This window comes from Neobacillus niacini, assembly GCF_023715785.1.
In the GTDB taxonomy this organism is placed as follows: Bacteria; Bacillota; Bacilli; order Bacillales; family Cytobacillaceae; genus Neobacillus; species Neobacillus niacini_E.
This window is the reverse complement of sequence record NZ_JAMBOX010000009.1, coordinates 103,634-127,285: the sequence shown is the minus strand read 5'-3', so window position 1 is coordinate 127,285 and position 23,652 is coordinate 103,634. Positions and strand designations below refer to the sequence as shown.

The 23,652-nt window shown below is 42.5% G+C and carries 28 protein-coding genes; 1 reads left to right on the top strand and 27 read right to left on the bottom strand.

Going from position 1 to position 23,652, the window contains the following annotated elements; genetic code table 11:
* Positions 1-6: 6 nt before the first annotated feature.
* The 18 genes from M3234_RS16915 to M3234_RS16830 all read right to left on the bottom strand — a co-directional run bounded on the left by M3234_RS16915 (position 7) and on the right by M3234_RS16830 (position 15,656).
* A complete protein-coding gene (locus M3234_RS16915; protein ID WP_262305829.1) occupies positions 7-366 on the bottom strand; it encodes a YpoC family protein in 360 nt (119 codons plus the stop codon).
* Positions 356-1,021, bottom strand: a complete 666-nt coding sequence (gene nth / locus M3234_RS16910; protein WP_262305828.1) for an endonuclease III — start codon at positions 1,019-1,021, stop codon at positions 356-358. Before nth ends, M3234_RS16915 begins: the two co-directional genes overlap by 11 nt.
* A gap of 67 nt (positions 1,022-1,088) precedes the next feature.
* On the bottom strand, positions 1,089-1,787 hold the full coding sequence (locus tag M3234_RS16905) for a DnaD domain-containing protein (RefSeq protein WP_262305827.1): 699 nt from the start codon (positions 1,785-1,787) through the stop codon (positions 1,089-1,091).
* Positions 1,788-1,904: 117 nt separating this feature from the next.
* Complete coding sequence (locus M3234_RS16900) at positions 1,905-3,092, bottom strand: pyridoxal phosphate-dependent aminotransferase (RefSeq protein ID WP_262305915.1); 1,188 nt, start codon at positions 3,090-3,092, stop codon at positions 1,905-1,907.
* A gap of 32 nt (positions 3,093-3,124) precedes the next feature.
* Entirely contained in the window at positions 3,125-3,598 is a 474-nt protein-coding gene (locus M3234_RS16895; protein ID WP_262305826.1) for a cell wall elongation regulator TseB-like domain-containing protein, read from the bottom strand.
* Positions 3,599-3,610: 12 nt separating this feature from the next.
* On the bottom strand, positions 3,611-3,781 hold the full coding sequence (locus M3234_RS16890) for a YpmA family protein (protein WP_262305825.1): 171 nt from the start codon (positions 3,779-3,781) through the stop codon (positions 3,611-3,613).
* Between the two features lie 125 nt (positions 3,782-3,906).
* Positions 3,907-4,758, bottom strand: a complete 852-nt coding sequence (locus tag M3234_RS16885) for a ComEC/Rec2 family competence protein (RefSeq protein ID WP_262305824.1) — start codon at positions 4,756-4,758, stop codon at positions 3,907-3,909.
* A 47-nt stretch (positions 4,759-4,805) separates the two neighbouring features.
* A complete protein-coding gene (gene dinG, locus M3234_RS16880) occupies positions 4,806-7,610 on the bottom strand; it encodes an ATP-dependent DNA helicase DinG (RefSeq protein ID WP_262305823.1) in 2,805 nt (934 codons plus the stop codon).
* Positions 7,611-7,726: 116 nt separating this feature from the next.
* Positions 7,727-8,110 (bottom strand): aspartate 1-decarboxylase, encoded by a 384-nt coding sequence (gene panD / locus M3234_RS16875; RefSeq protein WP_262305822.1) that lies wholly within the window; start codon positions 8,108-8,110, stop codon positions 7,727-7,729.
* Positions 8,111-8,139: 29 nt separating this feature from the next.
* Positions 8,140-8,988, bottom strand: a complete 849-nt coding sequence (gene panC / locus M3234_RS16870) for a pantoate--beta-alanine ligase (protein ID WP_262305821.1) — start codon at positions 8,986-8,988, stop codon at positions 8,140-8,142.
* Positions 8,985-9,821: a 3-methyl-2-oxobutanoate hydroxymethyltransferase gene (gene panB / locus M3234_RS16865; protein WP_262305914.1), complete on the bottom strand. Its 837-nt coding sequence runs from the start codon at positions 9,819-9,821 to the stop codon at positions 8,985-8,987. The genes panC and panB overlap by 4 nt, the downstream gene beginning before the upstream one ends.
* Before the next feature lie 247 nt (positions 9,822-10,068).
* Positions 10,069-11,046 carry a biotin--[acetyl-CoA-carboxylase] ligase gene (locus M3234_RS16860; protein WP_262305820.1) on the bottom strand — a complete coding sequence of 326 codons (978 nt, stop codon included), beginning with the start codon at positions 11,044-11,046 and terminating at the stop codon, positions 10,069-10,071.
* On the bottom strand, positions 11,031-12,230 hold the full coding sequence (locus tag M3234_RS16855; RefSeq protein WP_262305819.1) for a CCA tRNA nucleotidyltransferase: 1,200 nt from the start codon (positions 12,228-12,230) through the stop codon (positions 11,031-11,033). The genes M3234_RS16860 and M3234_RS16855 overlap by 16 nt, the downstream gene beginning before the upstream one ends.
* Positions 12,231-12,241: 11 nt before the next feature.
* The gene (gene bshA / locus M3234_RS16850) at positions 12,242-13,366 is read right to left on the bottom strand and encodes an N-acetyl-alpha-D-glucosaminyl L-malate synthase BshA (protein WP_262305818.1); all 1,125 of its coding nucleotides are present in this window, start codon (positions 13,364-13,366) and stop codon (positions 12,242-12,244) included.
* Between the two features lie 3 nt (positions 13,367-13,369).
* Positions 13,370-14,080: a bacillithiol biosynthesis deacetylase BshB1 gene (gene bshB1 / locus M3234_RS16845; protein ID WP_262305817.1), complete on the bottom strand. Its 711-nt coding sequence runs from the start codon at positions 14,078-14,080 to the stop codon at positions 13,370-13,372.
* The gene (gene mgsA, locus M3234_RS16840) at positions 14,070-14,489 is read right to left on the bottom strand and encodes a methylglyoxal synthase (protein ID WP_262305816.1); all 420 of its coding nucleotides are present in this window, start codon (positions 14,487-14,489) and stop codon (positions 14,070-14,072) included. The genes bshB1 and mgsA overlap by 11 nt, the downstream gene beginning before the upstream one ends.
* A 10-nt stretch (positions 14,490-14,499) precedes the next feature.
* On the bottom strand, positions 14,500-15,303 hold the full coding sequence (gene dapB, locus M3234_RS16835) for a 4-hydroxy-tetrahydrodipicolinate reductase (protein ID WP_262305913.1): 804 nt from the start codon (positions 15,301-15,303) through the stop codon (positions 14,500-14,502).
* 11 nt (positions 15,304-15,314) lie between these two features.
* Positions 15,315-15,656 (bottom strand): nucleotide pyrophosphohydrolase, encoded by a 342-nt coding sequence (locus tag M3234_RS16830; protein ID WP_066312930.1) that lies wholly within the window; start codon positions 15,654-15,656, stop codon positions 15,315-15,317.
* Positions 15,657-15,864: 208 nt separating this feature from the next.
* On the opposite strand from M3234_RS16830, the gene M3234_RS16825 reads away from it, so the two are divergent.
* Complete coding sequence (locus M3234_RS16825; protein ID WP_262305815.1) at positions 15,865-16,737, top strand: YitT family protein; 873 nt, start codon at positions 15,865-15,867, stop codon at positions 16,735-16,737.
* 29 nt (positions 16,738-16,766) lie between these two features.
* Here M3234_RS16825 and M3234_RS16820 read toward each other — a convergent pair whose 3' ends face one another.
* From M3234_RS16820 to M3234_RS16780, 9 genes are all read right to left on the bottom strand, one after another.
* Entirely contained in the window at positions 16,767-17,447 is a 681-nt protein-coding gene (locus M3234_RS16820) for a zinc metallopeptidase (RefSeq protein WP_262305814.1), read from the bottom strand.
* A 59-nt stretch (positions 17,448-17,506) separates the two neighbouring features.
* Complete coding sequence (ypjB, locus tag M3234_RS16815) at positions 17,507-18,301, bottom strand: sporulation protein YpjB (protein WP_262305813.1); 795 nt, start codon at positions 18,299-18,301, stop codon at positions 17,507-17,509.
* 74 nt (positions 18,302-18,375) lie between these two features.
* Positions 18,376-18,969: a lipoprotein heptaprenylglyceryl N-acetyltransferase LhaT gene (gene lhaT, locus M3234_RS16810; protein WP_262305812.1), complete on the bottom strand. Its 594-nt coding sequence runs from the start codon at positions 18,967-18,969 to the stop codon at positions 18,376-18,378.
* A 60-nt stretch (positions 18,970-19,029) separates the two neighbouring features.
* Positions 19,030-19,803 carry a menaquinol-cytochrome c reductase cytochrome b/c subunit gene (locus M3234_RS16805; RefSeq protein ID WP_262305811.1) on the bottom strand — a complete coding sequence of 258 codons (774 nt, stop codon included), beginning with the start codon at positions 19,801-19,803 and terminating at the stop codon, positions 19,030-19,032.
* 65 nt (positions 19,804-19,868) lie between these two features.
* On the bottom strand, positions 19,869-20,543 hold the full coding sequence (qcrB, locus tag M3234_RS16800) for a menaquinol-cytochrome c reductase cytochrome b subunit (RefSeq protein WP_066312911.1): 675 nt from the start codon (positions 20,541-20,543) through the stop codon (positions 19,869-19,871).
* Between the two features lie 3 nt (positions 20,544-20,546).
* The gene (locus M3234_RS16795; protein ID WP_066312908.1) at positions 20,547-21,050 is read right to left on the bottom strand and encodes a QcrA and Rieske domain-containing protein; all 504 of its coding nucleotides are present in this window, start codon (positions 21,048-21,050) and stop codon (positions 20,547-20,549) included.
* 129 nt (positions 21,051-21,179) lie between these two features.
* A complete protein-coding gene (locus M3234_RS16790) occupies positions 21,180-21,656 on the bottom strand; it encodes a YpiF family protein (protein ID WP_262305810.1) in 477 nt (158 codons plus the stop codon).
* Positions 21,657-21,760: 104 nt separating this feature from the next.
* Positions 21,761-22,327, bottom strand: a complete 567-nt coding sequence (locus M3234_RS16785) for a ReoY family proteolytic degradation factor (protein WP_262305809.1) — start codon at positions 22,325-22,327, stop codon at positions 21,761-21,763.
* A gap of 38 nt (positions 22,328-22,365) precedes the next feature.
* Positions 22,366-23,640, bottom strand: a complete 1,275-nt coding sequence (locus tag M3234_RS16780) for a tetratricopeptide repeat protein (protein WP_262305808.1) — start codon at positions 23,638-23,640, stop codon at positions 22,366-22,368.
* Between the last annotated feature and the right edge of the window lie 12 nt (positions 23,641-23,652).

Below are 23,652 nucleotides of genomic sequence, written 5' to 3'. Positions count from 1 at the left end.
AATCGTCTAGGCATCATGCCTGGACGATTTTTTTATGATGGTTTTTTTCACATATTGTTTTTCCTGCTCAACCATTAGTTCTGAAAGCTGGCGAAAGGAGTGGAATAAATTTGGCCTTGCCTGGATAAAGCCTAATCTTTCTTCTATGTTTACCGGTTTAAAGTGAAACTGACCAAAGGGAACTGGTTCACCTTCTATCGCAGTGCTCTCGTTTGTCAAATGCAAGAAATGAATAAACAGGGTAATCCCTTGCTCCATTAACTCTTTTGTCCCCTGTTGATTGCGCTCGCGGAAGTTATTTTCAAGCCTTATTTTTACAGTCTTCCATTCCTCAAGCAGGTTGGAAACAGCCAGTTTACTTTCCATTGACTGCCTTCAGTCCCTTCATCCGTTTCTTTCCTTCCCTGCACAACTCCAATAATGGACACGATGGACATAGCGGGTTCTGCGCCTTGCAGTGATACCTGCCGAAGAAGATTAACCGATGATGAGTGTCTGACCATTCCTGTTCAGGAACCTTTCGCATCAAGGTTTTTTCTACCTCAAGGACGGAATCCTTCCAGCGGCAGATCCCCAGACGCTTACTGACCCGCTCCACATGGGTATCGACTGCAATGGCTGGAATGCCAAAGGCAACAGACACCACAACATTGGCAGTTTTTCGGCCAACCCCCGGTAACTTGGTCAGTTCATCTCTGTCAGTAGGAATATCACCATCATATTCATCCAGAACCAGACGGCAAAGACTTTGAATATTTTTGGCCTTATTTCGATATAGTCCAATCGAACGAATATCATTTTGCAGTTCTTCAAGAGGGACACTCAGGTAATCCTCTGGTGTTTTGTATTTTTTAAATAAGTCCTTCGTCACCTTGTTGACGAGGGCGTCGGTACACTGTGCGGATAGCGAAACGGCTATGATCAGTTCAAACGGATTGGAATGGTTTAATTCGCAATGGGCATCGGGAAACATTTCACCGATTTTGTCCAGACAATAGCGAATTTGTCCATTGTTAAGCATTACATCTCCCTCCCATGTGCTAATACAGTAAATAAACGAGAGGAGATGTCTCTCGTCCGGGTTAAAATTATTGTTCAAGCCAATTGTAAAACGGTACGGCTGGTTGGCTGGAGCCCTCTTTGTTTCCAAGTTTTTGTACCTGTTTTTGGCGAAATTTACGCCCTTGGTTTTTAGCCTGTTCAATCGTTTTGATTCCGTTCTTTTTCCATTCAAACAGAATTCTATCAATATAGCGGAAATTTAATTTTCCTGACATAACCGCCTCTCTGAGGGCGGCCTTGATAATGACTGGGTCATGGTGGTCGTCATCCATCCACATTGCAAGCGATTCGCATTCGAACGGTGATAACGGCCGGCCAAACTCTTGTTCAAAGCACGAATATAAATCAGTTTCATCCGCCTTCTTGTTTTGTTCTTGATTTAGGCGATTATTATTTAGAAATTGGTTGATGAGCTTTTCCCATAACGGTTTTATGGAATACTTTTCAAAGCGAATACCTTCTTTTGAATATTCATCCATAATTTCCAAGCAGCCCCGCTGAATCAGCCTTCTTAGCATTTCATGACATTCGGAAATCGAGATTGTCATCCTTGCTGAAAGCTCCTCGGGAGTGGGAAATTCATTTCCTTTTTCCAAAAAAGTTAAGATATTTAGCAATAGGACAAGTTCTACTTCTGTCATATTAAGATTGCGATATTCAGAAAATAAAAGGGCTGGAACAGTTATTTGGCCTTCCTCAAGCCATGCTAATAGGTTTTCTTTCATTCATTGGACACCTCACTATTTAGTATATCATGAACCTTGACCTCGGGTAAGTGTATTAGGTATCCAAGGATGGCAAAGAAATCAAAAAGCCTGCGTCCCGCAGACTTTTTGATTGCATTAAGCTTTTACTTTTGCTGTCACGAAATCATTGATTCTCGTTACTGCTTTTTCCAGTTGCTGGAGCGAGGTTGCATAGGAAAGCCGGATATTTTCCGGTGTTCCGAAACCGGAGCCCGGAATCACGGCGACCTTGGCTTCCTCAAGGAGTCCGGAAACGAAATTATCCACCGTTTGATAGCCGGTCATTTCTGCCGCGCGCTTGACATTTGGATATAGGTAGAATGCCCCTTGTGGCTTTACACAAGTGAAGCCCGGAATGGAAACCAATTTGTCGTAAATGATTTCCAGTCTTTCTTCAAATGCCCGGCGCATTTCTTCCACTGCCTCCTGCGGTCCATTGTAGGCTGCGATGGCAGCGTATTGGGCAGTAGTAGTCGGGTTGGAAGTGCTATGGCTTGCCAAGTTGGTCATTGCCTCGATAATTTGTTTATTTCCGGCAGCATAGCCTATTCTCCAGCCAGTCATGGAATGGGACTTGGAAACCCCATTAATAATAATCGTTTGCTCTTTTAATTGCGGAGAAAGTTGAGCAATGGAGACATGCTTGGAACTGCCATAAACGAGTTTTTCATATATTTCATCTGATACGACTAGCACATTATGCTCAAGGCAGACTTTGCCCAACTCCAGTAACTCGGCTTCCGTATAAAGCACACCTGTCGGATTGCTTGGAGAGTTTATAATTACCGCCTTTGTCCTAGCTGTCATTGCATTTTGCAGCTGTTCGGGCGTGATTTTAAATTGATTTTCTTCTAACCCGTCAATGTAAACCGGAACACCGCCGGCCAATTTGACTTGTTCCGGATAGCTAACCCAATAAGGAGTCGGAATAATAACCTCATCCCCGTCATTTAACAAAACCTGAAATAGAGTATATAAAACATGCTTCGCCCCATTGCCAACGATAATTTCGTCTGGCTTAAAGCTGAGTCCTTGGTCTTCCGTAAATTTCTTGATAATTGCCTGCTTCAATGCCGGCAAACCTGCTGAAGGCGTGTACTTCGTATGTCCTTCATACATCGACTTTTCCGCAGCTTTCAAAATATGCTCCGGTGTATTAAAATCAGGCTCCCCTGCCCCCAAGCCAATTACATCTTCCCCTTGTTCCTTTAACTCTTTTGCTTTAGCGGTAATCGCCAGGGTTGATGAAGGTGTCAGAGACAACACCCGATTCGCCAATTGCACAGCCATAACTTCTCCTCCATTCATCGCATGGGCTAAAGATTTTCAATTTTCTTCAGCCATTCTCCTGTTTCAAAATGAATATAATAATAATTTATTAAATCATTGTCTGAACGATAATAAATTTCCCATAACGGGATATTTTTTTCTAAACCCAATCGGACTGATATGATTTTTTCAGGATTTTTTTCCTCTAGTAATTTCTGAACGGCTTCCTGCTTTGTCAGGCCTTCCGCTGCTTTCTTTACAATAATTTTGCCTTTTTTATCAGGAACCCATGCAATGATTTTCTTGCCGTCCTGATTTTTACCTTCAATTACATAGACAGTTTCAAGACCATTATAAATATGAAAATCCTCAACCTTGCTGAAATGCACTTGGGCGCTGGCACGGGCAATCGCTTTATCTTGAGCGTCCTTCAGCGGTTCAGTTGCACTGTGATACACTTTAATTGAAGTTCCCAATGCAGCAATAACAACAGCTATTAAAATAAGAATCCATTTTTTCACTTTATCACTTCTTTATGTACGATATATCGTAAAAATTGCTTTGTTTTGATCTTCTTTATCAAGGGCGAGTCCAAACATGAGGTCCTGATGTTTTAATGTTCGATTCAGTGCATCAACGATTTTATAAAGGTCGGAGCCATATTGAACCTTAACTGTTGAGAGCACTTCCATTTTGCTTTCCATTGATTCTCCTCCACTTTTCTCTTTTCAAGCTTGTTAGCAAAGATTCTAACCACTATTATAACAATATTACCTAAAACCTGTCCCCCATCAAAACGCTTACAAATAAATTTTTTTATTATACCGGCCTACTGTTCCGCTTCAGGCGGTATGGTAAACACCTCATACTTAGAATCAGTAAATTTTAAGGTGATCGTACCATGCCGTTTTGTAAAATAAACTTCCGACCATGAATCTTGCAAATGGTGAAGAATTTCGGGGTCGAGATGTTTTTCCTCCGGTGTAAACAAAACCGAAATTTGCGGATTTAAGTATTGTATCAATTTTTTAGATAAAGAATCTTCTTTGGTGCAGTTTGGGATTTTAAAAACGTTGATGTCCTGCAGATTCTTTTTAAACAATTCTTCCTCAGCGCGGTCACTATAGGAAGACATAAGAAAGACGCGCTGTTTAAAAAAGCTCAACACAATATCCATGCCTTCATCTTCACCTGTACCTGCGAATTCAACCTCCACGGTTAAATCGGGAAGAAGTGTTTCCTTGATTCCCTCCTTCCATACCAGTACAGGAAGAAGGTTTTGATGTTTCAACTCGCTGGTAACCAATGGTGCTATTTTAGAGGTTGTAATGATTTTTTTAATCTGATATTTCTCAATTAAATGATTGACATGCTGAGAGGAAAGGCCAGATCCGTCCGATGTCAGGATTAGCGTTCCGATCCTTTTAACATCATAAAGGCGGAGCCAACCTTCAAGCTCTGCCGCTGTATCTTCCTTTCCTGTATTAACAAGGATGTTTTCGTTATTTGGTCCCTGAATCAATGTCGCTTCTCCAGAAGACAGGCCGATAAATGTCACGGCCATCTCGTGGTCTTTTATATTTAACTCTATATTTTCAACCTTGCTTGAAATCGATGGTGCCCCGGCTGCCGCTGATAAAGCCGGAAGCATCAAGGAAAATAGTATTAGTAAGAGTCTCATCCTACATACCTCCCATACTATTAGTATGGGTGATTTTCCAATTTTTATCATAACCAAGTTTCAATTACTTGAATTAATTCGTTTATTGGCCCTTTTTTAATGTCAATCGGAGGAATTGAGTTCAAAAAGCACGTGCCGTATTTAGCAGTTACAATTCTTTTATCAAAAACAACCACGACACCTTTATCGGTTTCGGTACGGATTAATCGGCCAAATCCCTGCTTGAATCTGATTATAGCTTCCGGCAGCGAATATTCTGAGAACGGATTGCCGCCTCGGTTTTGAATCAATTGACATTTAGCCTCGGTAAGCGGCTCATCCGGCGGACTAAATGGCAGCCTGACAATAACCAAACAGGATAGATCTTCGCCGGGAATGTCCACCCCCTCCCAAAAACTGCTTGTTCCAAGCAGTATCGCCTTATCATAGCGCTGGAAATTTCTCGTGAGCCTCGTTCTACTACCGCTCGTAATGCCTTGGGCTATCAACACGTAATCATCTAGAAAGCCGCTCTCTCTGATTAATTCATACGTTTTCTTCAGCATATCGTAGGCTGTAAACAGCAGCAGCATTCTTCCCTTGGTTGCTTCAGCAATCGTAATGATATGCTCAGTGATGGCGATGACATATTCATCTAATGATACGCTGTTTATTTCCGGGAGGTCCTCTGGTACGAGCATCCGTACCTGGTCTTTGTATACAAATGGTGACGGTATCTGCAGCTGCATAGTGCATGCAGCATCGAGCCCCAATTCCTTTTCCATATAATCAAAGGATTTATTGACGGTTAAAGTAGCAGAGGTAATGACAACAGCTTTTTTGGCTGAAAAAAACTGCTCCCTCAACCGCTCTCCGACCGAGGCAGGCTGGGCAATAAACGTCGTCACGTTTTGCAGTGAACGAAGATCGATCTCAATCCATTTTACATCCCTTGACTCGTGGATGAAGCAGGCCTTCAGCCTAGTTCTTAACTCCTCCAACTCATTTAAAAAGATAAATAGCTCCTCAAGTTTGCTTCCTTGGCTCTTCGTCAACTTGTGGTTCTGCTCCCAAACCAACTGTAATCTTTCACGAATCGCCTCCTGTAAATCTTTGATTAAGAAGCTGAACCTTTCGGCACTGTGCAGCACAGCCTTGCTTTCTTTACTGCCTTCCAATGGGGAAAAGCGCACCTTGGAACGAAAATAACCATTTTTGTTGGCCAGCTTCCGTTTTGCAAACAACGCCAGCAGCTTGAAAAATTCATCCATTTCATAATTCAAGTTGAGCACCAATTGCTCAATTTCAAACACTTGCCAAACCATGTTGCCGGATACAGGGACACTTTTCAGGAGTTCCTCTAGTTCATAGAAAAGCTGTTTATGGTCAAATTGGCCGAATTGGGTAATTAACATTCTTGTCGACAAATAATCCAAAGAGGCACCAAAATAATGGACTGCAGCTTTTTCAAGGTGATGCCCTTCATCAATGACCGCATACTTATAGTCGGGAAGAATCGAACCCTTTTCACGTAAATCACTCAATAGCAAGGAATGATTCGTTATGATGATATTTGCCTTCTGTGCATCCTGCTTTGCTCTCTGATAGAAATCCAGTTCCTCGCGATCATGCTTTTGTGAATGAATGTCACCGTCATTCTTGATTTTATTCCAATAGATTTGCCCGCCGCTTGATAAATTTAATTCATCCTTGTCTCCCGTTTCTGTCTCGGTAAGCCAAATAAGAATTTGCATCTTTGATAGTGTTGTATCATAATTATCGTTCTCTTCCAGCAAGCTTTGCCGAAATCTTGCCAAACTGATATAGTGATTTCGCCCTTTCAGCAAAACAGTCCTGATTGGGAAGGGAAGAATATTCCTAAGTAGCGGAATTTCCTTATATAATAACTGCTCCTGCAGTTGGATTGTGTGGGTGCTGACGACAACCGGGCTTTGTTTCATTTTAGAAAAATATGCTGCAGGGAATAGGTATCCCAATGATTTTCCAACGCCGGTTCCCGCTTCAATGAGCGTGTGCTGTTCCCGCTCAAATGAGCGAAAGACAGTATCCATCATTGCAAACTGCCCTGGACGTTTCTCATAAAAATCAAAAGCTCTGCTGATTAAATCCGTTTTTTTCTCTTCATTCTCAGGGTAAGAAATAGCTTGTTCTGCCCTTCCGTCTTCCGGAGTTAAGGGAGATTTTTTAAGAGCCAAGCCTTTATAAAGTTCAATAGTATCGGGCAGTTCCATCTCAGATAGCTCCGGATCTTCCAATACCTCATCGAGCAATTGCTGCAAATCACTTTTTAATCCTCCGGATAACGGCAATAGGTGCCTTAACGTAATCAGGGGCAATTGAGTCAACTTTTTTATAAAGATAAGAAACAACTGCGCAGTAACCTCAGCATCACTGTCCGCCTGATGAGGGCGGTCGTGGTTTAGCCCCTCTCTCTCGGCCAAGTCGGACAGCTTATAGCCGTCTGCAGTCGGATATAGAATCCGGGCCATTTCCACTGTATCGAGAACTGAACCGTAAAACCCGTCAAATCCTGCTTGAAGCAATTCTTCCTGAAGAAAAGATAGATCAAATAAAACATTATGCGCCACAAAATAAGCCCCATCCAACAGCGCCATTACTTTGGCACCTATTTCCGAAAAAACAGGAGCATCTTTAACCATATCATCATTAATACCGGTTAATTCTTCAATAAATACCGGGATAGATTTTTGGGGATTGATAAGTGATGAGTATTTTTCCGTTATGATTCCATTTTCGATAACGACCGCTGCAAACTGAATAATCCTGTCGCCTTTTTTGGGAAGATTGCCCGTGGTCTCCAAATCGATTACAACATATTTATTATTTAACATTTGATTAACACCCCAAAGCTTCATTCCTTAAACGGTATCATAAAATAGTGAAAAAGAAAAACGAAATTGTGAGCCAAATAAACAGAAAGGTCCCCTAAATGGAGACCTTTCACTGGTTACATGATTGTATGTGCCGGTTCAGCTTTAATCAGTTCCTTGATTGTATTGTCTTCTTCCATAATCGCAACTTTTGGCTGATGGGAGGAAAGTTTTTCCTCCGGCACTATTGCATAGGAAATAATGATCACGATGTCACCAGGCTGGGCAAGACGGGCGGCGGCGCCGTTTATGCAAATCACCCCGCTGCCACGTTCTCCCGGAATAATGTAGGTTTCAAACCTGGCTCCGTTATTATTGTTGACGATTTGCACCTTTTCATTGCCAATCATGCCAACCGCATCTAAAATATCTTCATCTATTGTAATACTGCCCACATAGTTTAGGTTTGCTTCTGTGACTGTTGCACGATGGATTTTTCCATTCATCATGTGGCGAAACATGGATTTAGGTCCTCCCCTGGCGGTGTCTTTTATTCTAAATCAATAATGATATTGTCAATTAGCCGAACTGCCGTAAATTTTACTGCAAGTGCAATGATGATCCTGCCCTGTAATTTTTCCAGCGGCTTTAACTGCGGATAGGAAAGGATCTCAATATAATCAATGATTCCCTTTGATTCTCGGCAAATCATCTCGCTAATCATCTCAATGAGGCTGGCAGGATTTCGCTCTCCCTGCTGGATTGCCTCTTCTGCAGCCTGCAGGCATTTATAAAGGACAGGCGCCTGTTCACGCTCTGCAGGTAGGAGATTCACATTACGGGAACTTTTTGCCAGCCCGTCGGATTCGCGAATGATTTCCACCGCCCGCAGTTCAATCGGAAAATTAAGATCTGCAATCAACCCTTCAATAACCGCAACCTGCTGAGCATCCTTTTTGCCAAAATACGCCTTTGTTGGCCTGACAATGTTAAATAATTTGGTTACCACTGTGGCGACGCCATCAAAATGGCCAGGTCTTGATTTTCCGCATAATACATTTGTCCGTTCCCGAACCATTACTGTTAAGGATGGCGGTGCCGGGTACATTTCTTCAACGGCCGGATGAAACACATAGTCTACGTTCTCCGCCTCAGTCAGCGCCTGATCACGCGCAATGTCACGCGGGTAGGATTCATAATCTTCATTTGGCCCAAATTGCAACGGATTGACAAAAATGCTTACCACTACGATATTTGTTTCTTTTCTCGCTTGCCTGATCAGGGTTAAATGCCCCTCATGGAGATATCCCATGGTCGGAACAAATCCAATCGACTTGCCGGACTTTTTCTGCTTGATGATTTCTGCCTGCATTTCCTTTATGGTTGTAATGACCCTCATTCTTTGCCTCCATACAATGCCCTAAGCTGCTCTTCTTTCATGGTGAATGTATGTTTGTCTTCAGGGAACACCTTTTGCTTTACATCTGATACATAGGTTTGAATCGATTCAATCATAAACGGATTCACGGAATGATATTGTTTGACGAACTTTGGAACCCGGTCAACACCATAACCCAAAATATCGTGATACACCAAGACCTGTCCATCGACATCAACGCCCGCTCCAATACCGATTACCGGAATCGAGGTTAAGTTGCTCACTTCTTCGGCCAACTGTTTCGGCACACATTCGAGAACAACCGCAAATGCACCTGCCTGTTCACACTTTTTTGCATCCTCAATTAATTTTCTGGCCGCAGCTGCATCCTTTCCCTGGACTTTATACCCGCCCAAAACCCCAACCGATTGCGGTGTGAGACCTAAATGGGCACACACAGGAATTCCCGCTCTTGTCAAGGCAGTAATTTTTTCAAGAACCTCATCCGCTCCTTCGAGTTTAACAGCGTGGGCCCCAGTTTCCTGAATTAATCTTCCGGCATTAATCAGCGTATCCTTGACAGATAAATGGTAGGTGAGAAAAGGCATATCAGCTACAATAAAGGTATCCTTTGCTCCCCGTTTAACAGCTTTTGTGTGGTGGATCATGTCCTCCAATGTCACAGGGATCGTGGAGTCGTATCCAAGAACGACCATGCCCAGCGAATCTCCGACCAGAATCATATCGACTCCGCCCTGCTCAGCTTGTTTAGCGGAAGGGTAGTCATATGCCGTCAGCATGACAATCTTTTCATTGTTTTGCTTCATTTTCAAAAAATCGGTGGTTTGCTTCATCATTTCTCCTCCTTGTAGAGATGGGAGAGGTGACAAAACAAGTTTTAAGAGCATAAAAAAATCCCTCTGAAGGCAGAAGGATTCCGTTACTCTTGACATGTTCCATCCCTCTGTCCCGGTCCGATTCACGGATCTAGGCAGAAAACTTTAATTTTAAAAAACAGCATAAGGTGCAGTTCTGGTTAGATACTGCCCGTAAGAATTATAACAAAATTACCAAAATGAGTACAAGATTTAATTTCCTGAATTATAGTTCGATATCGGCAGAATAAACATGATGAATGGTACCGGTCTGATCCTCTATTCTCAACACCCCATCATCGGTTATCCCCAGGGCTCTCCCTTCTATGACATCGGTCAGTGTTCGAGCCTTCAAGTTTTTTCCGATACTGACAGCATAGCTTTCCCATAAGAGCTTTACCGGGAGAAAACCCTGTTCCAGGTATAGCATATATAGTTTTTCAAAATGCTTGAATATGCTTCTAATCAAGCCTGCTCGGGAAATATTCCCGCCCGCTTCAATAAAAAGCGAGGTCGCCGTTTCCCGAAGCTCTTCAGGAAAATCCACCGCTTGTTGATTTACATTAATACCAATACCTATAATGATTGAATGAATCCGGTCCGCCTCTGCCTGCAATTCGGTTAAGATACCGGTAATTTTCTTGCCATTTATCATAATATCGTTTGGCCACTTGATTTCCGGTTTAAGTTCGGTCACTTCTTCAATCGCCTGAACAATAGCGACCGCTGTTAACAATGTCAGCTGCGGCGATCTTGTCAGGGGAATATTCGGCCTGAGAATAAGACTCATCCATACCCCGGTAAATTTAGGCGAGTGCCATTTTCTGTTCATTCTTCCTTTACCCGATAGCTGTTCCTCGGCTAATACAACGGTTCCTTCCGGTACACCCTCGGTGGCGAGCCCGTGAGCGATTTTTTGAGTCGAGTCCACGGTTTCTTCATAATGGATATTTCTGCCGATAAAGGAGGTCTCAAGTCCCAGTCTGATTTCATCCGCCGTAATTTTTTCCGGAGTTTTGATGATGCGGTAACCTTTCTTTCGGACCGCCTCCAATTCAAAGCCTTCTTTGCGCAATTCCTCAATATGCTTCCACACTGCCGTCCTTGAGCAGCCAATCAATTCAGCGATATACTGGCCTGATAAATAGGAATCTTGACTATTCGTAAAAGCATCGAGCAGTTTTTTTCTTATTTCTGACTGCACTGTAAAAGCCACTCCTTAATCGTTGATTTATCGTTCTTGATTTGACCATCTAGTATAGCGTGTTCTATCTTAAGTATGGTGTCTTTTAACCATGGACCCGGTTTGCGATGAAGCCAGTCCATTAAGTCAGTTCCCGTTACCGCCAAATCTGAGCGTTGCTTGATTGGCAGACTGTCGTACACAGCAATCCATTTATGTACCGATTCTTCCTGCTTTATACCAGTAATGACAAAATAGAGGTTTTCCACCGATTGAACAGCTTCTCTTCCGGCCATGTAAAGATCATAAACCAACCAATCCATCTCCAACCTTTTTCTTAAGAAAAACATTATGTGCTTTATATCTTTTATTTCCTTTACAGGCAGCCGCCAATTCCTTAAAAACTCCTCGATTTGGGAGTCCGTTAACTCCAGACAGAAGATGAGCAATGACCATCTTTCAATAAGTCTAAGATGATCGCTGTCAAACCTTAGCAATTTTTCAAGCTGCTGCTTTCGTTTGTCCAGTCCCGGCAAAAAATTGTTCAGCCCGGACTCAAGCAAGATGGTAACCGCCTTGTGCCAATGCGTTCCCATCAGCAATTTTTCAAATTCAGCCCGTTTCCGTTCTACAGCGATTTTCTCAAGGAGAGGGCCTAGAGTTGACAGAGCAGAATGGGTTTCTCTATCCATCTGAAAACCGAGCTGGCTTACAAACCGGACTGCCCTCATAATCCGTAAGGCATCTTCTCGGAAACGGTCAGCAGCAAAGCCTACAGTCTTAATGACTTGATCTTTTATAGCCTGTTGCCCGTTGAATGGATCAGATACCTTCCCCTTACTGTCCATGGCGATGGCATTCATCGTAAAATCCCGGCGCTTCAAGTCTTCCTCAAGATTTCGGATAAACGACACTTCTGTTGGCCTGCGATAATCTTGATATTCCCCGTCCGTCCTAAAAGTAGTAATTTCATATGATTTTTGATGATGTAACACAAGGACCGTTCCATGTTCAATTCCAACATCAACAGTTTTTGGGAAGATCCGTTTTACCTCTTCAGGAGTGGCGGAGGTTGCGATATCGACATCGCTTATTTGTTTGTTCAGCAGATAATCTCTGACAGAACCGCCGACAAAGTAGGCCTCATACCCCGAATCTTCCAATTTTTTTAATAAAGGTACAGCAGATAGAAACGGCTCTCTCATCCTATTCACCTTCAAACCAGACTGAAATATAGATTTTCATATTGCTCGACAATTTTTCCGCCCTGAAATTTTGATTTGACTGTCTCAACGGACCTATTGGCAAATTGGCCATGAAGGGAGGCATCATTTAATAGTGAAATCGCCTTATCGGAATAATCGTTTATATCTCCAAGCTCACAAACATACCCTGTGACCCCATGCTCAATTACCTCGGGAATACCGCCTACATTAGTTCCGATACACGGAACACCGCAGGCCATCGCCTCGAGGGCGACAAGACCAAAGCTTTCTTTTTCGGATAGCAGCAGCATTAAATCACTGATAGAGTACAATTCCTCAAGATTTTCCTGTTTCCCGAGGAAAATGACTTGATCCTCAAGACCAAGATTGCGGACAAGTTTGGAGACAATCGTCATCTCCGGCCCGTCTCCAACGAGAAGCAATTTCGCCGGCAGACCCGCCGCGATGTTGGCAAACGTTTTTACGACGTCAGTCACCCGTTTTACAGCACGGAAATTTGATACATGAATAATGACCTTTTCATGTTGTGCAATCCCAAATTCTGATTTTAAGTGGCCGGTGTCACTTTTTCGGTAAATGCGGTCATCAATAAAATTATAAACTGTTTCAATTTGTTTATCGGGATTGATCAGTTCATGAGTCTGATTCACCAGAGAGTTTGAGACAGCCGTTACGACATCAGATTTTTCGATGCCAAATTTAATCGCTTCCGATAACGATGGGTCATAGCCTAATACGGTTATATCCGTCCCGTGCAAGGTCGTAACAATTTTAATATCCCGGCCCGACATTTGCTTGGCAAGTATCGCGCACACTGCATGCGGAATCGCATAATGGACGTGCAGGATGTCTAGTTTCTCCCGGTTCGCCACCTCAGCCATTTTGCTTGCTAAAGCTATATCATACGGTGGGTATTGAAAGACGGAATATTGGTTGACCTCAACCTGATGATAATAGATATTGTGATAAATCTTATTTAATCGAAACGGGATGCTAGAGGAAATAAAATGAATTTCATGGCCCTTTTCCGCCAGCAATTTACCCAATTCAGTGGCCACTACTCCTGACCCGCCAACAGTCGGGTAGCAAGTAATGCCGATTTTTAGTTTTTTCATTTGTTATTCTCCTATCAAATCACGGTCTATGAGCATCGGAACTTTTGTTATGAAGCCCTCGGCATAGCTAACCCCAACTAGTTTGCCAAACATTTTTTCTCTTGCTTCAACCGTCTCAATATAACCGTTCACAAGGGGCGTCTCAACACTTTCAGCCGTTTTTTCAAATTGACTTTTATAGGCCCTTAGGGAAGCCAGTTTTGGGGCGATAAACCCGGAAATATCGACAGTAACATCCGGTTTATGAAACCCGTTAATCATATAAAAATATACCCGTTCTACCCGATGTGCCGCAAAACCATTTTCGGTTTGAAAGTTTTTGATTCCGGCCGAAAAGACCGCCTCTTCTACCAGCCTGGCGCAATTCCCATGGTCAGGATGGCGGTCTTCATAATAAGGAGCAAATACGATTTTAGGCTTATATGTACGAATGACACCCGCTATCTTTCTAATATATTCCTCATGCAGAAGCAGGCCCCGATCCGGCATTCCCAATGAGGTCCTGACCCTTACTCCCAGCAATCCTGCGGCTCTGGCCGCTTCCTCTTTTCTGAGTGATACCGTCCCATTCGATGAAAGTTCGGCATCAGTCAAATCACAAATTCCAATCTGCTTGCCTTCAGCTGCGAATTTGGCAATCGTCCCGCCCATGCCGATTTCGACATCATCCGCATGTGCACCAAAGGCAAGGATATGTAACTGGTTATTTTTCATCCTTATCACCATTCTCCCTGGCGATATTTCTCCAATCGAGCAGTCCCTCATCCAGCCCTCTGATTAATAACTCGGCTGTTCCCATGTTGGTAGCAAGAGGAATCGAATAGACATCACAAAGCCGGACAAGTGCGGTAACGTCTGGTTCATGCGGCTGGGCTGTTAATGGATCCCGAAAAAAGAATATCGCATCCATCTTATTTTTAGCAATCATCGCCCCGATTTCCTGATCTCCACCGAGCGGCCCCGAATTGAACCGGGTAATTTCCAAACCGGTCGCCTCGTTAATGCGCTTGCCGGTTGTACCAGTAGCAAACAAACTGTGTTTGGCAAAAATATTCTTATAGGCTATGGTGAATTGTACCAAGGCATCTTTCTTTTTATCATGGGCAATCAGTGCAATATTCATCTTGTGGCTCCTACTCCAATATATTTTCAAGACCGTACACAAAGGTATTTTGTTTCATAACCGTTTCAACGGCCAATTTGACTCCTGACATAAACGATCCCCTGTTGTAGGAATCATGGCGAATCGTCAACGTTTGTCCATCAGAACCGAACAACACCTGTTGATGGGCAATTAAACCAGGCAATCGGACAGAATGAATGTGCATCCCATCTATATCAGCACCTCTAGAGCCCGGTAATGTTTCCTTTTCATTTGGATGCCCCTGCTTCTTAGGGTCCCTGACTGAAGAAATCAATTCGGCGGTTTTTACGGCAGTTCCAGATGGTGCATCCAGCTTTTGATCATGATGCAGTTCAATAATTTCGATATCCGTAAAGTATTTTGCGGCCATTTGCGAGAATTTCATCATTAGGACAGCACCTATTGCAAAATTGGGCGCAATGATACAGCCAAGCTCTTTTTCACGACAAACCTGTTCAAGCTCAGCCAGATTTTCCTTTGTAAAACCTGTTGTCCCGACAACTGGACGGACATTGTATTCCAACGCAGTTTTTGCATGTCGCATGCCTGTTTCAGGCACGGTTAAATCAATCAGTACATCAGCAGTTACATTTTCGAGGCAGTCTTTAATGTCGCCATAGATTGGGACATTGCCGACTGTTTGAAAGCCAGGCAAATCGCTCAGCATTATTCCGTCGTGCTTATAGTCGACAGTGCCAACAAGCTCAAAATGTTCTGTACTGGTTACTAGTTTGACTGCCTCGCTGCCCATACGACCCCTAGGACCGGCAATAATAATTTTAATGGTTTCCAACATATTCACTCCTAGCTTTCTTGATCAATTTTTGTCCAACGATCCTTGTCTCTGGTGTTGAATTTGTTCATCACAAGATCATGGGCCTGTTCCAAATCAATATGTAAGGAATTTGCCAGACAAATGACGACAAACAGGAGATCCCCCAATTCTTCCTCAATGGCCTTTTCCGTCTCAGAAGACTTCTTTGGTTTTTCCCCATAATGGTGGTTTATTTCCCTTGCCAGCTCGCCAAGTTCTTCAGTAAGCCGCGCGAGCATGGCCAAAGGGCTGAAATATCCTTCTTTAAATTGACCTATATATGTATCAACCTCTGACTGAAGCTGTTTCATGGTTTTCCCGTCTTTCGCCATATGCATCACCTCAAAACTATCGATTTTGTTCCATTTTTCTCTATTAAAGCCGAAGCTTTTCTCTTTTACATGTTAGCTAAAAAAAAGGCGATTTACAAATGTTTTCAATTAAACGACAAGTTTTTGCCGACAATTGCCCATCATTACATTATTCGATATAATTAATTTCGCTGTGGATGTGAAAAATATGGAAAAGGGGGGAATTTAAGTGATTTTGGGACTGAAGATAAAAAATATTTTATTTATATTATTGGGTACTGCCATATTTTCTTTTGGCCTGGTTCATTTTAATATGCAAAACAAGCTTGCGGAAGGAGGATTTACGGGAATCACACTCCTGCTTTATTTCTTGTGGAAATGGGACCCTTCCTATAGCAACTTGATTCTTAATATCCCTTTATTTTTTCTAGGATGGAAATGGTTAGGCCGTAATGCTTTTTTCTATACAATTATTGGAACGATAGGGGTTTCCATTTTTTTATGGATCTTCCAGCGGTATTCAATTGTAATGCCACTAGAACATGATTTGGCTCTTGCTGCATTATTTGCCGGTGTGTTTGCCGGAATTGGCCTCGGAATTATTTTTCGTTACGGCGGTACAACTGGTGGTGTAGACATTATCGCCAAATTGGTGCAAAAGTTTATCGGCTGGAACATTGGAAAAACCTTTTTCATTTTTGATGCATGCGTCATTACTTTGTCTTTACTGACATATCTAAATTATAAACAGGCGATGTACACCCTTGTGGCTGTCTTTGTCGGGGCAAAGGTGATAGATTTTATTCAAGAAGGAGCCTATTCGGCACGGGGAGCGATGATTATATCTGAAAAAAATGAGCAAATCGCCCAAAAAATTATGGAAGAAATGGACCGCGGCGTAACTGCACTCAGGAGCTATGGTTTCTATACAAAAAAAGAACGGGATGTACTGTATTGTGTTGTTGCCAAAAATGAAATCATGCGGTTAAAAACGATCATCACCTCTGTCGACCCACATGCATTTATCTCGATTTCCATTGTCCATGATGTTCTAGGCGAAGGCTTTACCCTTGATGAAAATAAAATGCCGATAAAGGAATAGAGAAAAAAAAGACGCGATTTGCGTCTTTTTTAGTCCTCGCTCCTATTCATTCCTGTAAAGATCAACACCAGTCTTAACAATTCAAGAACGGCTACAGCGGCCGCGGCCACATAGGTCAAGGCTGCTGCGTTTAAAACTTTGCGGGCCTCCCGTTCTTCCCGATTGGCAATAAGACCAAGTGAAATAACCTGATCCATTGCGCGGCTTGATGCATTAAATTCAACCGGCAGGGTGACCACTTGAAATAGGACGGCTGCCGCCATAAAGATAATTCCTAATAACAACATGCCGCTCGCATGAAAAACTATCCCTAACATAATCAGGATCCATGAAGCATTTGATCCCAAGTTTGCGACGGGAACAAGCGCATGGCGAAACCGTAAAAACGCATATCCTTCACCGTCTTGAATGGCATGTCCGACTTCATGAGCCGCAACTGCGGCAGCAGCAATCGAATGTCCATGATAATTTTCCGGTGACAACCGAACCGTTTTTGTCCGGGGATCATAATGGTCACTTAAAAACCCCCGCCCTTCCTCAACACCGACATGAAACAACCCGTTTGCGTTCAAAATTTCTCTGGCTACTTCAGCACCGCGGCGATGTGTCGATGTAGGGACCTGGGAATACTTTTTAAATGTGCCTTTTACTTTCATTTGGGCCCATAAAGGTATCAGCACGATGACAGCAAAATAAAGTAAAAACAGCATAATGAAACCTCCTTGGAGCTCGTGTTGTATAACATTTTAGTAAAGCCGCCAGACCAGAGTCAATCTTTATGCTCTCTAGACCAATCCTTCCTCATGTCTTTTTCACCCTTGTATTTTCTCCAGCCGACATACGATAGTGTGGCGATAATAATGCTTCCAGTTGAAATGATTACCCACCATAGCGATGGGTCCGCTTCATCATCTTCAATATTGGAAAAAAGATTTTTCAAATCCTGATCAAGGTTGTCCAGTTCCTGCTGTCCCCCCAAATCAGTCAATACCTGGGAGCGGTATTCATCGATAAATTTAATCCGGGCATCTAATCTTTGTATATTTTCTACTGGCACATCAATTTTCATACTAGGATAAATAACATTATATAAGGATAAAAAAGTATTAAAGTTTGAATGAAAATGGGCTGAATCGCCATTTACCGCAGCTTCTTTGGCCTGATGAAACGCCATCATGATCTGGTCTTCCATTTCAGTCCACAATGGCTGATGGCTGGTGGCGATGGCATCTATGACAAGGCGGAACTTTGTCAGTTTATTGATTCGTTCCTCATGTTTCATGTCGGGACTAACCGCCGCTTCCATTGCTTCATCATGCGAGGTGGTTATAATCCTTACCTCATCAAGCGTTAATTTCCGCTCTGTACCTGTCACTGTTTTAAATTGATTGGAAAAATAATCGAGCAGTTTTTTTGCATCCTCATATCTATGAAACTTTACCATCTGGAGAGCCTCATCGGAAATATCATCAAGCCTCTCTATAGGTGATTGAGTTTGAGCATTTACTGAGATGGGAATAAGCAAAAAGATCATTGCAAATAAAAGGAACCGCCTTAATTTCAATCCTTGTCCCCCCTTTCGGTACTAATAAAATGTATGAAGGGGTGGACAAGGTTAGACCATGTTTTCTATCAAATCTAGTTAATTTCCAGTTTAAACCGATTTTTCCTCACGACTAAGTAGTAGGCAATTCCAATCGAAACGAGCGATAGCCAGAACGTAAAATAGCCAATCTGCGGTATAAACTTGTCCAGCATATGATAGCTGGGCAGCATGAAAAAGACGTAATCAATGATATCGTTATGTAAAGTCCAGATTGCCGCAATAAGCAAATGTTTTATTTTAAATCGATAAAACGGTGCATATAACAGCCCCTCCACAGCCATCGCAAAATGTGAGAGGATTAGCATGAAACCGACTGGATCCAGACTCCCCTGGACAATAAACACGAGGATATTCATCACGACAGCCCAGATGCCATATTTGAAGAGAGTGACAATCGCCAACGCTTCTAGCAGCGGCCAGTTTTTCTTAAGTAAAAAAGCCATCAGAACCAATACAAAAAAAAGACTTGCAGTTGGACTGTCTGGCACAAAGGGCAAAAAGATGGCCGGGGTTTTCTTCAGCTGCCAGCCATACCAATAATAGCCATAAATGGTTCCCGCAATATTGACAATCAGTAATAACCATAAAATCGACCGATTCGCAAGTATAGGATAAATCCAGCGCACATAAACACTCCTTCCTTTAACCAAAAAAGCTGACGAGTACCCGTCAGCTTTTTATCGTCATTATTTTTTGCTAAGGCCTGCAATGAATTCAGAAAGCTTTTTCAGCTGTTCGTCATCACCTTTAAAGACACCTGCTGGCATTTTGCCTTTACCTTCTTTAGCGATTTTGGCAATTTCCTCAGGTTTTAACTCAACATTTGTTAAGTTAGGTCCTGCAGAACCGCCTTGGAAGCTGTCGCCATGACATGTGAGACATGTATTTTCACTGGCAATCTTGTAGCCTTCTGCACTTTTATCGACTTCCACTTTTTCAACGATTTGCCCCTGTCGCTCCGCTGCCTCCCAGTCGTGAGTTGCAACAGATTGCCAGGTTAAAAATGTGATAGCGGCAATCGCTAATAGCATAAATCCGGTAGCCAATGGACGTTTGCTTGGGCGGCGTTCAGGTCCCCGGTCAAGAAATGGCGCCAACAGCAGGGCACCAAATGCAAGACCTGGAATAACCATTGCACCTACCACTGTATATGGACCAGAAGCATAAGTATATTTAAGCAATTGATATAAGAATAAGAAATACCAGTCTGGTAACGGAATGTATCCCGTATCGGTCGGGTCCGCAATTCTTTCAAGCGGGCTCGGATGTGCAATTGTCAAACACAAGTAACCAACAAGGAAAACCGCACCTACCATCCATTCTTTTAATAGGAAGTTAGGCCAGAACGCCTCTGTTTTACCAGGGTATTCCGAGTAATCCTTCGGAAGCATTTTTTTGCGCAATTCAGGCGCCACAACACGCGAGTCGCCTACAAACTTCATACCTTTACCGCGATGCATCGAGCAATCCCCCTCCTTTTTCCGCAGTAATGAGAAAAATCGTACAATTCCAACTAATCATTAGATCATAGTGGTCCTGAAATACCCTGTCTGCGAATCATCACAAAGTGTGCAGCCATTAATCCAAATAATACCGCAGGCAAGAAGAATACGTGGATTGCAAAGAAACGTGATAAAGTTTGCGCGCCAACTATGTGTTCGTGACCTGCCATTAATGTTTTAAGGTAAGGACCCGCAAAAGGAACTGATTCTACAATTTGCAGTGTAACTTTTGTTGCAAATAGCGCTTTCATATCCCATGGCAGCAGGTAACCTGTCAACCCTAATCCCAGCATGACGAAGAAGATGAGTACTCCGACAATCCAGTTTAGTTCACGAGGTTTTTTATAAGCACCTTGGAAAAAGACGCGTAGTGTATGTAAAAACATCATTACAATAACTAGACTTGCCCCCCAGTGGTGCATACCGCGGACAATTTGTCCGAAAGCAACCTGGTTTTGCAGATAAAATACTGATTCCCATGCATTTTTGATATCCGGCACATAATACATGGTCAAAAACATACCAGAAAGAATTTGAATAACTGTAATGAAGAAAGTCAGACCGCCAAAGCAGTATACAAACGCCGAAAAATGATGCGCCGGGTTAACATGCTCAGGCACCTCATGGTCTGCGATATCGCGCCACATAGGCGTAATATCTAAACGTTCATCTACCCAATCGTAAATTTTGTTTAACAATGATTACGCCTCCTTCCGTGGTTTAGCTTTACCTAAATAAAGGAAACCGTCTTTTTCTTTGTATGGATATACATCAAGTGGTGCTAAAGGCGGTGTGCCTTTAACGTTTGTTCCATCCTTTGTATACCGGCCATAGTGACACGGGCAGAAGAATTGGTCGGGATGCTCTTTATCGCCACCCCAGTTAACCGTACAGCCCAGATGCTTACAAACAGGAGACAGGGCTACAATCTTATCCCCTTCCTTATAAACCCAGGCAGTATTAGTAACCTCGGACTCATACCAGGCATCCTTTTGCTTAAAGGTAAAGTCCACCCGTACTGGTTTGTCAGTAAGGTCTGCTACCTTTTGGCTTGTTGCGATGAAATCTCCGCCTTCCTCAGCTCTTAAAACAGGATCAACAGCAAATCTAACCATTGGCATTAACATTCCTGCAGCCATGAAACCGCCAACGCCTGTTAATGTGTAGCTTAAGAATTGACGTCTTGAAACGCGCTCTTTGCTCATGCTTATCCCCCCCTCTGTTCACAAATTTAAGTCCAGCGGACATAAATATACACATATAAAACTAGGACATAACAATGATATATCAATCTTCCAGCAAGGTCAATATCAATACTATTTTAAAAATAAGTATTATGAATTGTTTAATGAATTTTCATGCCATTTTTTCGTAAAGAGACTTAGCAGCTGCTTTACCTGGCGATCAATGACAGTCACTTTTTGGGAATCATTCATTCCTTCGAACGGCATAGATGGAAGCCAAATGACGGTGCCATTCAGTTCCTCCTCATGGTTTCGCCACTCCAAATCACAGGTAATATAAAAGATATGTTTAAATCCTGCACCCGCAATCTCGTTTTCCCATGCTTGCAGTTTTTGTGAGACGACTTCGCTAGCATCTTTAGTTAAGTATGTAAATGGCGGGAATAGTAGAAGTCTTCCGGTAAATTGCCGTTCCAGATAATTTGTCAGCAAGGTTATAAATTCTGCCGCTTCCGCTGATTCTTTCATTTGTCCGCCTATGTCAACTAAATATAAGGGTACAACAGCCGTATCGACATATTCCTTGGCGGAAAGGTATGTTTCAATCTCTCGTGGTATCCATTTCATATTTTGCACCTATCCTTTATATATCACTCCCTACTATAATATCATTATCTCCAAAAACTAAAAAGAAAAAGTGCTCTTTAAAACTAACGTAAAAAGAAGTTTGCTCAGCGCAAACTTCCTTTTTTTTCAGCCTTTGTCAGGCTATTCAATTTCTCCGTTAACATTTGGAATGCCTGCCGGTCTTGTTTATCCAACGCCTCATCAATCATTTTTAACAGTTTATCGCGTTGAAAACGATCGATGCTGCCTTGAAGAAATTGCTCGGCAATGATTCCATCCTTTTCGTTAATTTGAAGATGTTTTGGAACATAAGGATTCTCCTCCAGAACAGCAGCATATTGGTGCGCCTGATTGGAGGCATGGAAGTTTAATTGGATATAGATGTCTTCATCTCGATTTAAGCGGATATCGTGAAAGGATTTCTCAGCGTCGGTCGTCATGACATTTTCCTTATAGAAGCGGAACGGGACTTTATCGACACAATGGGTTGACATAATCAAGCCGCGCGGGCAATATTGTGCCTGTTCAACAAAGTGAACCTTTTCCATCAATTGGTCATGACTCATCAGGTAATTGAGAATCCACACACATTCTCTTCTTTTTAATTGATAATGATTTAAAAACCAGCGAATAAAATCCTTCTTCTCGTTGACAGAAACAGGGGTTGCCATAAAAGTTTCCCTCCTCTGCAAATTCAGCTTTTTAAGCTTTATTTATCATTTACATCCAAATCGGTTAAACGTTCAAGCACATCCAAATATTCGTCATTGGTTGGGTCAAAATTTAGCAGCTGTTTAAAAATTTCGGCAGCGCGGCCCTTTTTTCCTTCCTCAATTAAAAAATATCCATAATCGTTCAAAAAGTCTTCGTTATTATTAAAAAAAGTATATGCACTTTCGTATTTGTCCAATGCGAGTGAATATTCCTCCAACTTGTGGCAGCTGACCGCTGCATCCCATAAAAACTGCGGCTCTTCATCTTCGATAACATCCAGTTCAGAGATTAATTCCAATACATCCTCATAACGTTCCTGCTGAAGGAACAGCTGATTTAGAACGTGGGCTGCTTCGGCAAATCCCGGATCCAAAACGAGAGACTCACGTAAATACTGCTCTGCCTCGGTTATTTTCCCCAGTTTCATTGCTATTTTTCCACCATAGTAAAATAAATCTTTATTAAACTCATCCTGTTTCAATCCTTCTTGAACAGACTGTAAACTGCTTTCCAATTCTTCTTCCCGTTCATAGGCCTGAGCAAGATACAAATATAACGAGTGGTATTCAGGGTCCAGCTCTTTCAATTCAGTAAATTTTTCAATGGCTGTACGATTATACCCTGCTTGAAGTGCAGTAAAGGCATAGCCAAAAAGAATATTAATCTCGAGTTTTTCCTCAAGTGCCTTGTCATAATAAACCAGTGATTCTTCAAAAGCACCTGAGGAGCTTAACAGTTCTGCAAGCCGCCCATGAATGTTAATCCCGGCCATTTCATTCGTTTCTTCCAATACCTTTTCATACGCTTCCATTGCCTTTCTTATTTCCCCTCGTTCACTGTAAAGCTCACCTAACGCAAAATCAATAATGATTTCATGGGGTAATAGTTCCTTTGCCCTCAACAGTTTGCTTTCACATACTTCATAAAGCCCCTGCATTTGATAAAGGTCGGCTAGCAGCAATAATGCCTGGCCATAATGGGTATCTTGCTCGGAAATTCGTTCGAGGACAAGGATTGCCTTCTCTTCTTCGCTCGCCTCCATTAAAATCTCCGCCAACAGGACAAGCAGTTCACCTTCCTCAGGATATATAGCCAGCAAATTTTCAACCAGAGCCTTGGCTTCGTCAAGGAATCCATACTGGAACAATCCTTCTCCCAACAGGAATTTCTCTTCAGGCATGCCGTTTTTTAATACAACAATATATTCAGCTATGGCCTCTTTATGTTGGCCGTTTTCCAACAGTGCCATAATTCTTTCGATTTTGTCCATTGACCGTTACCT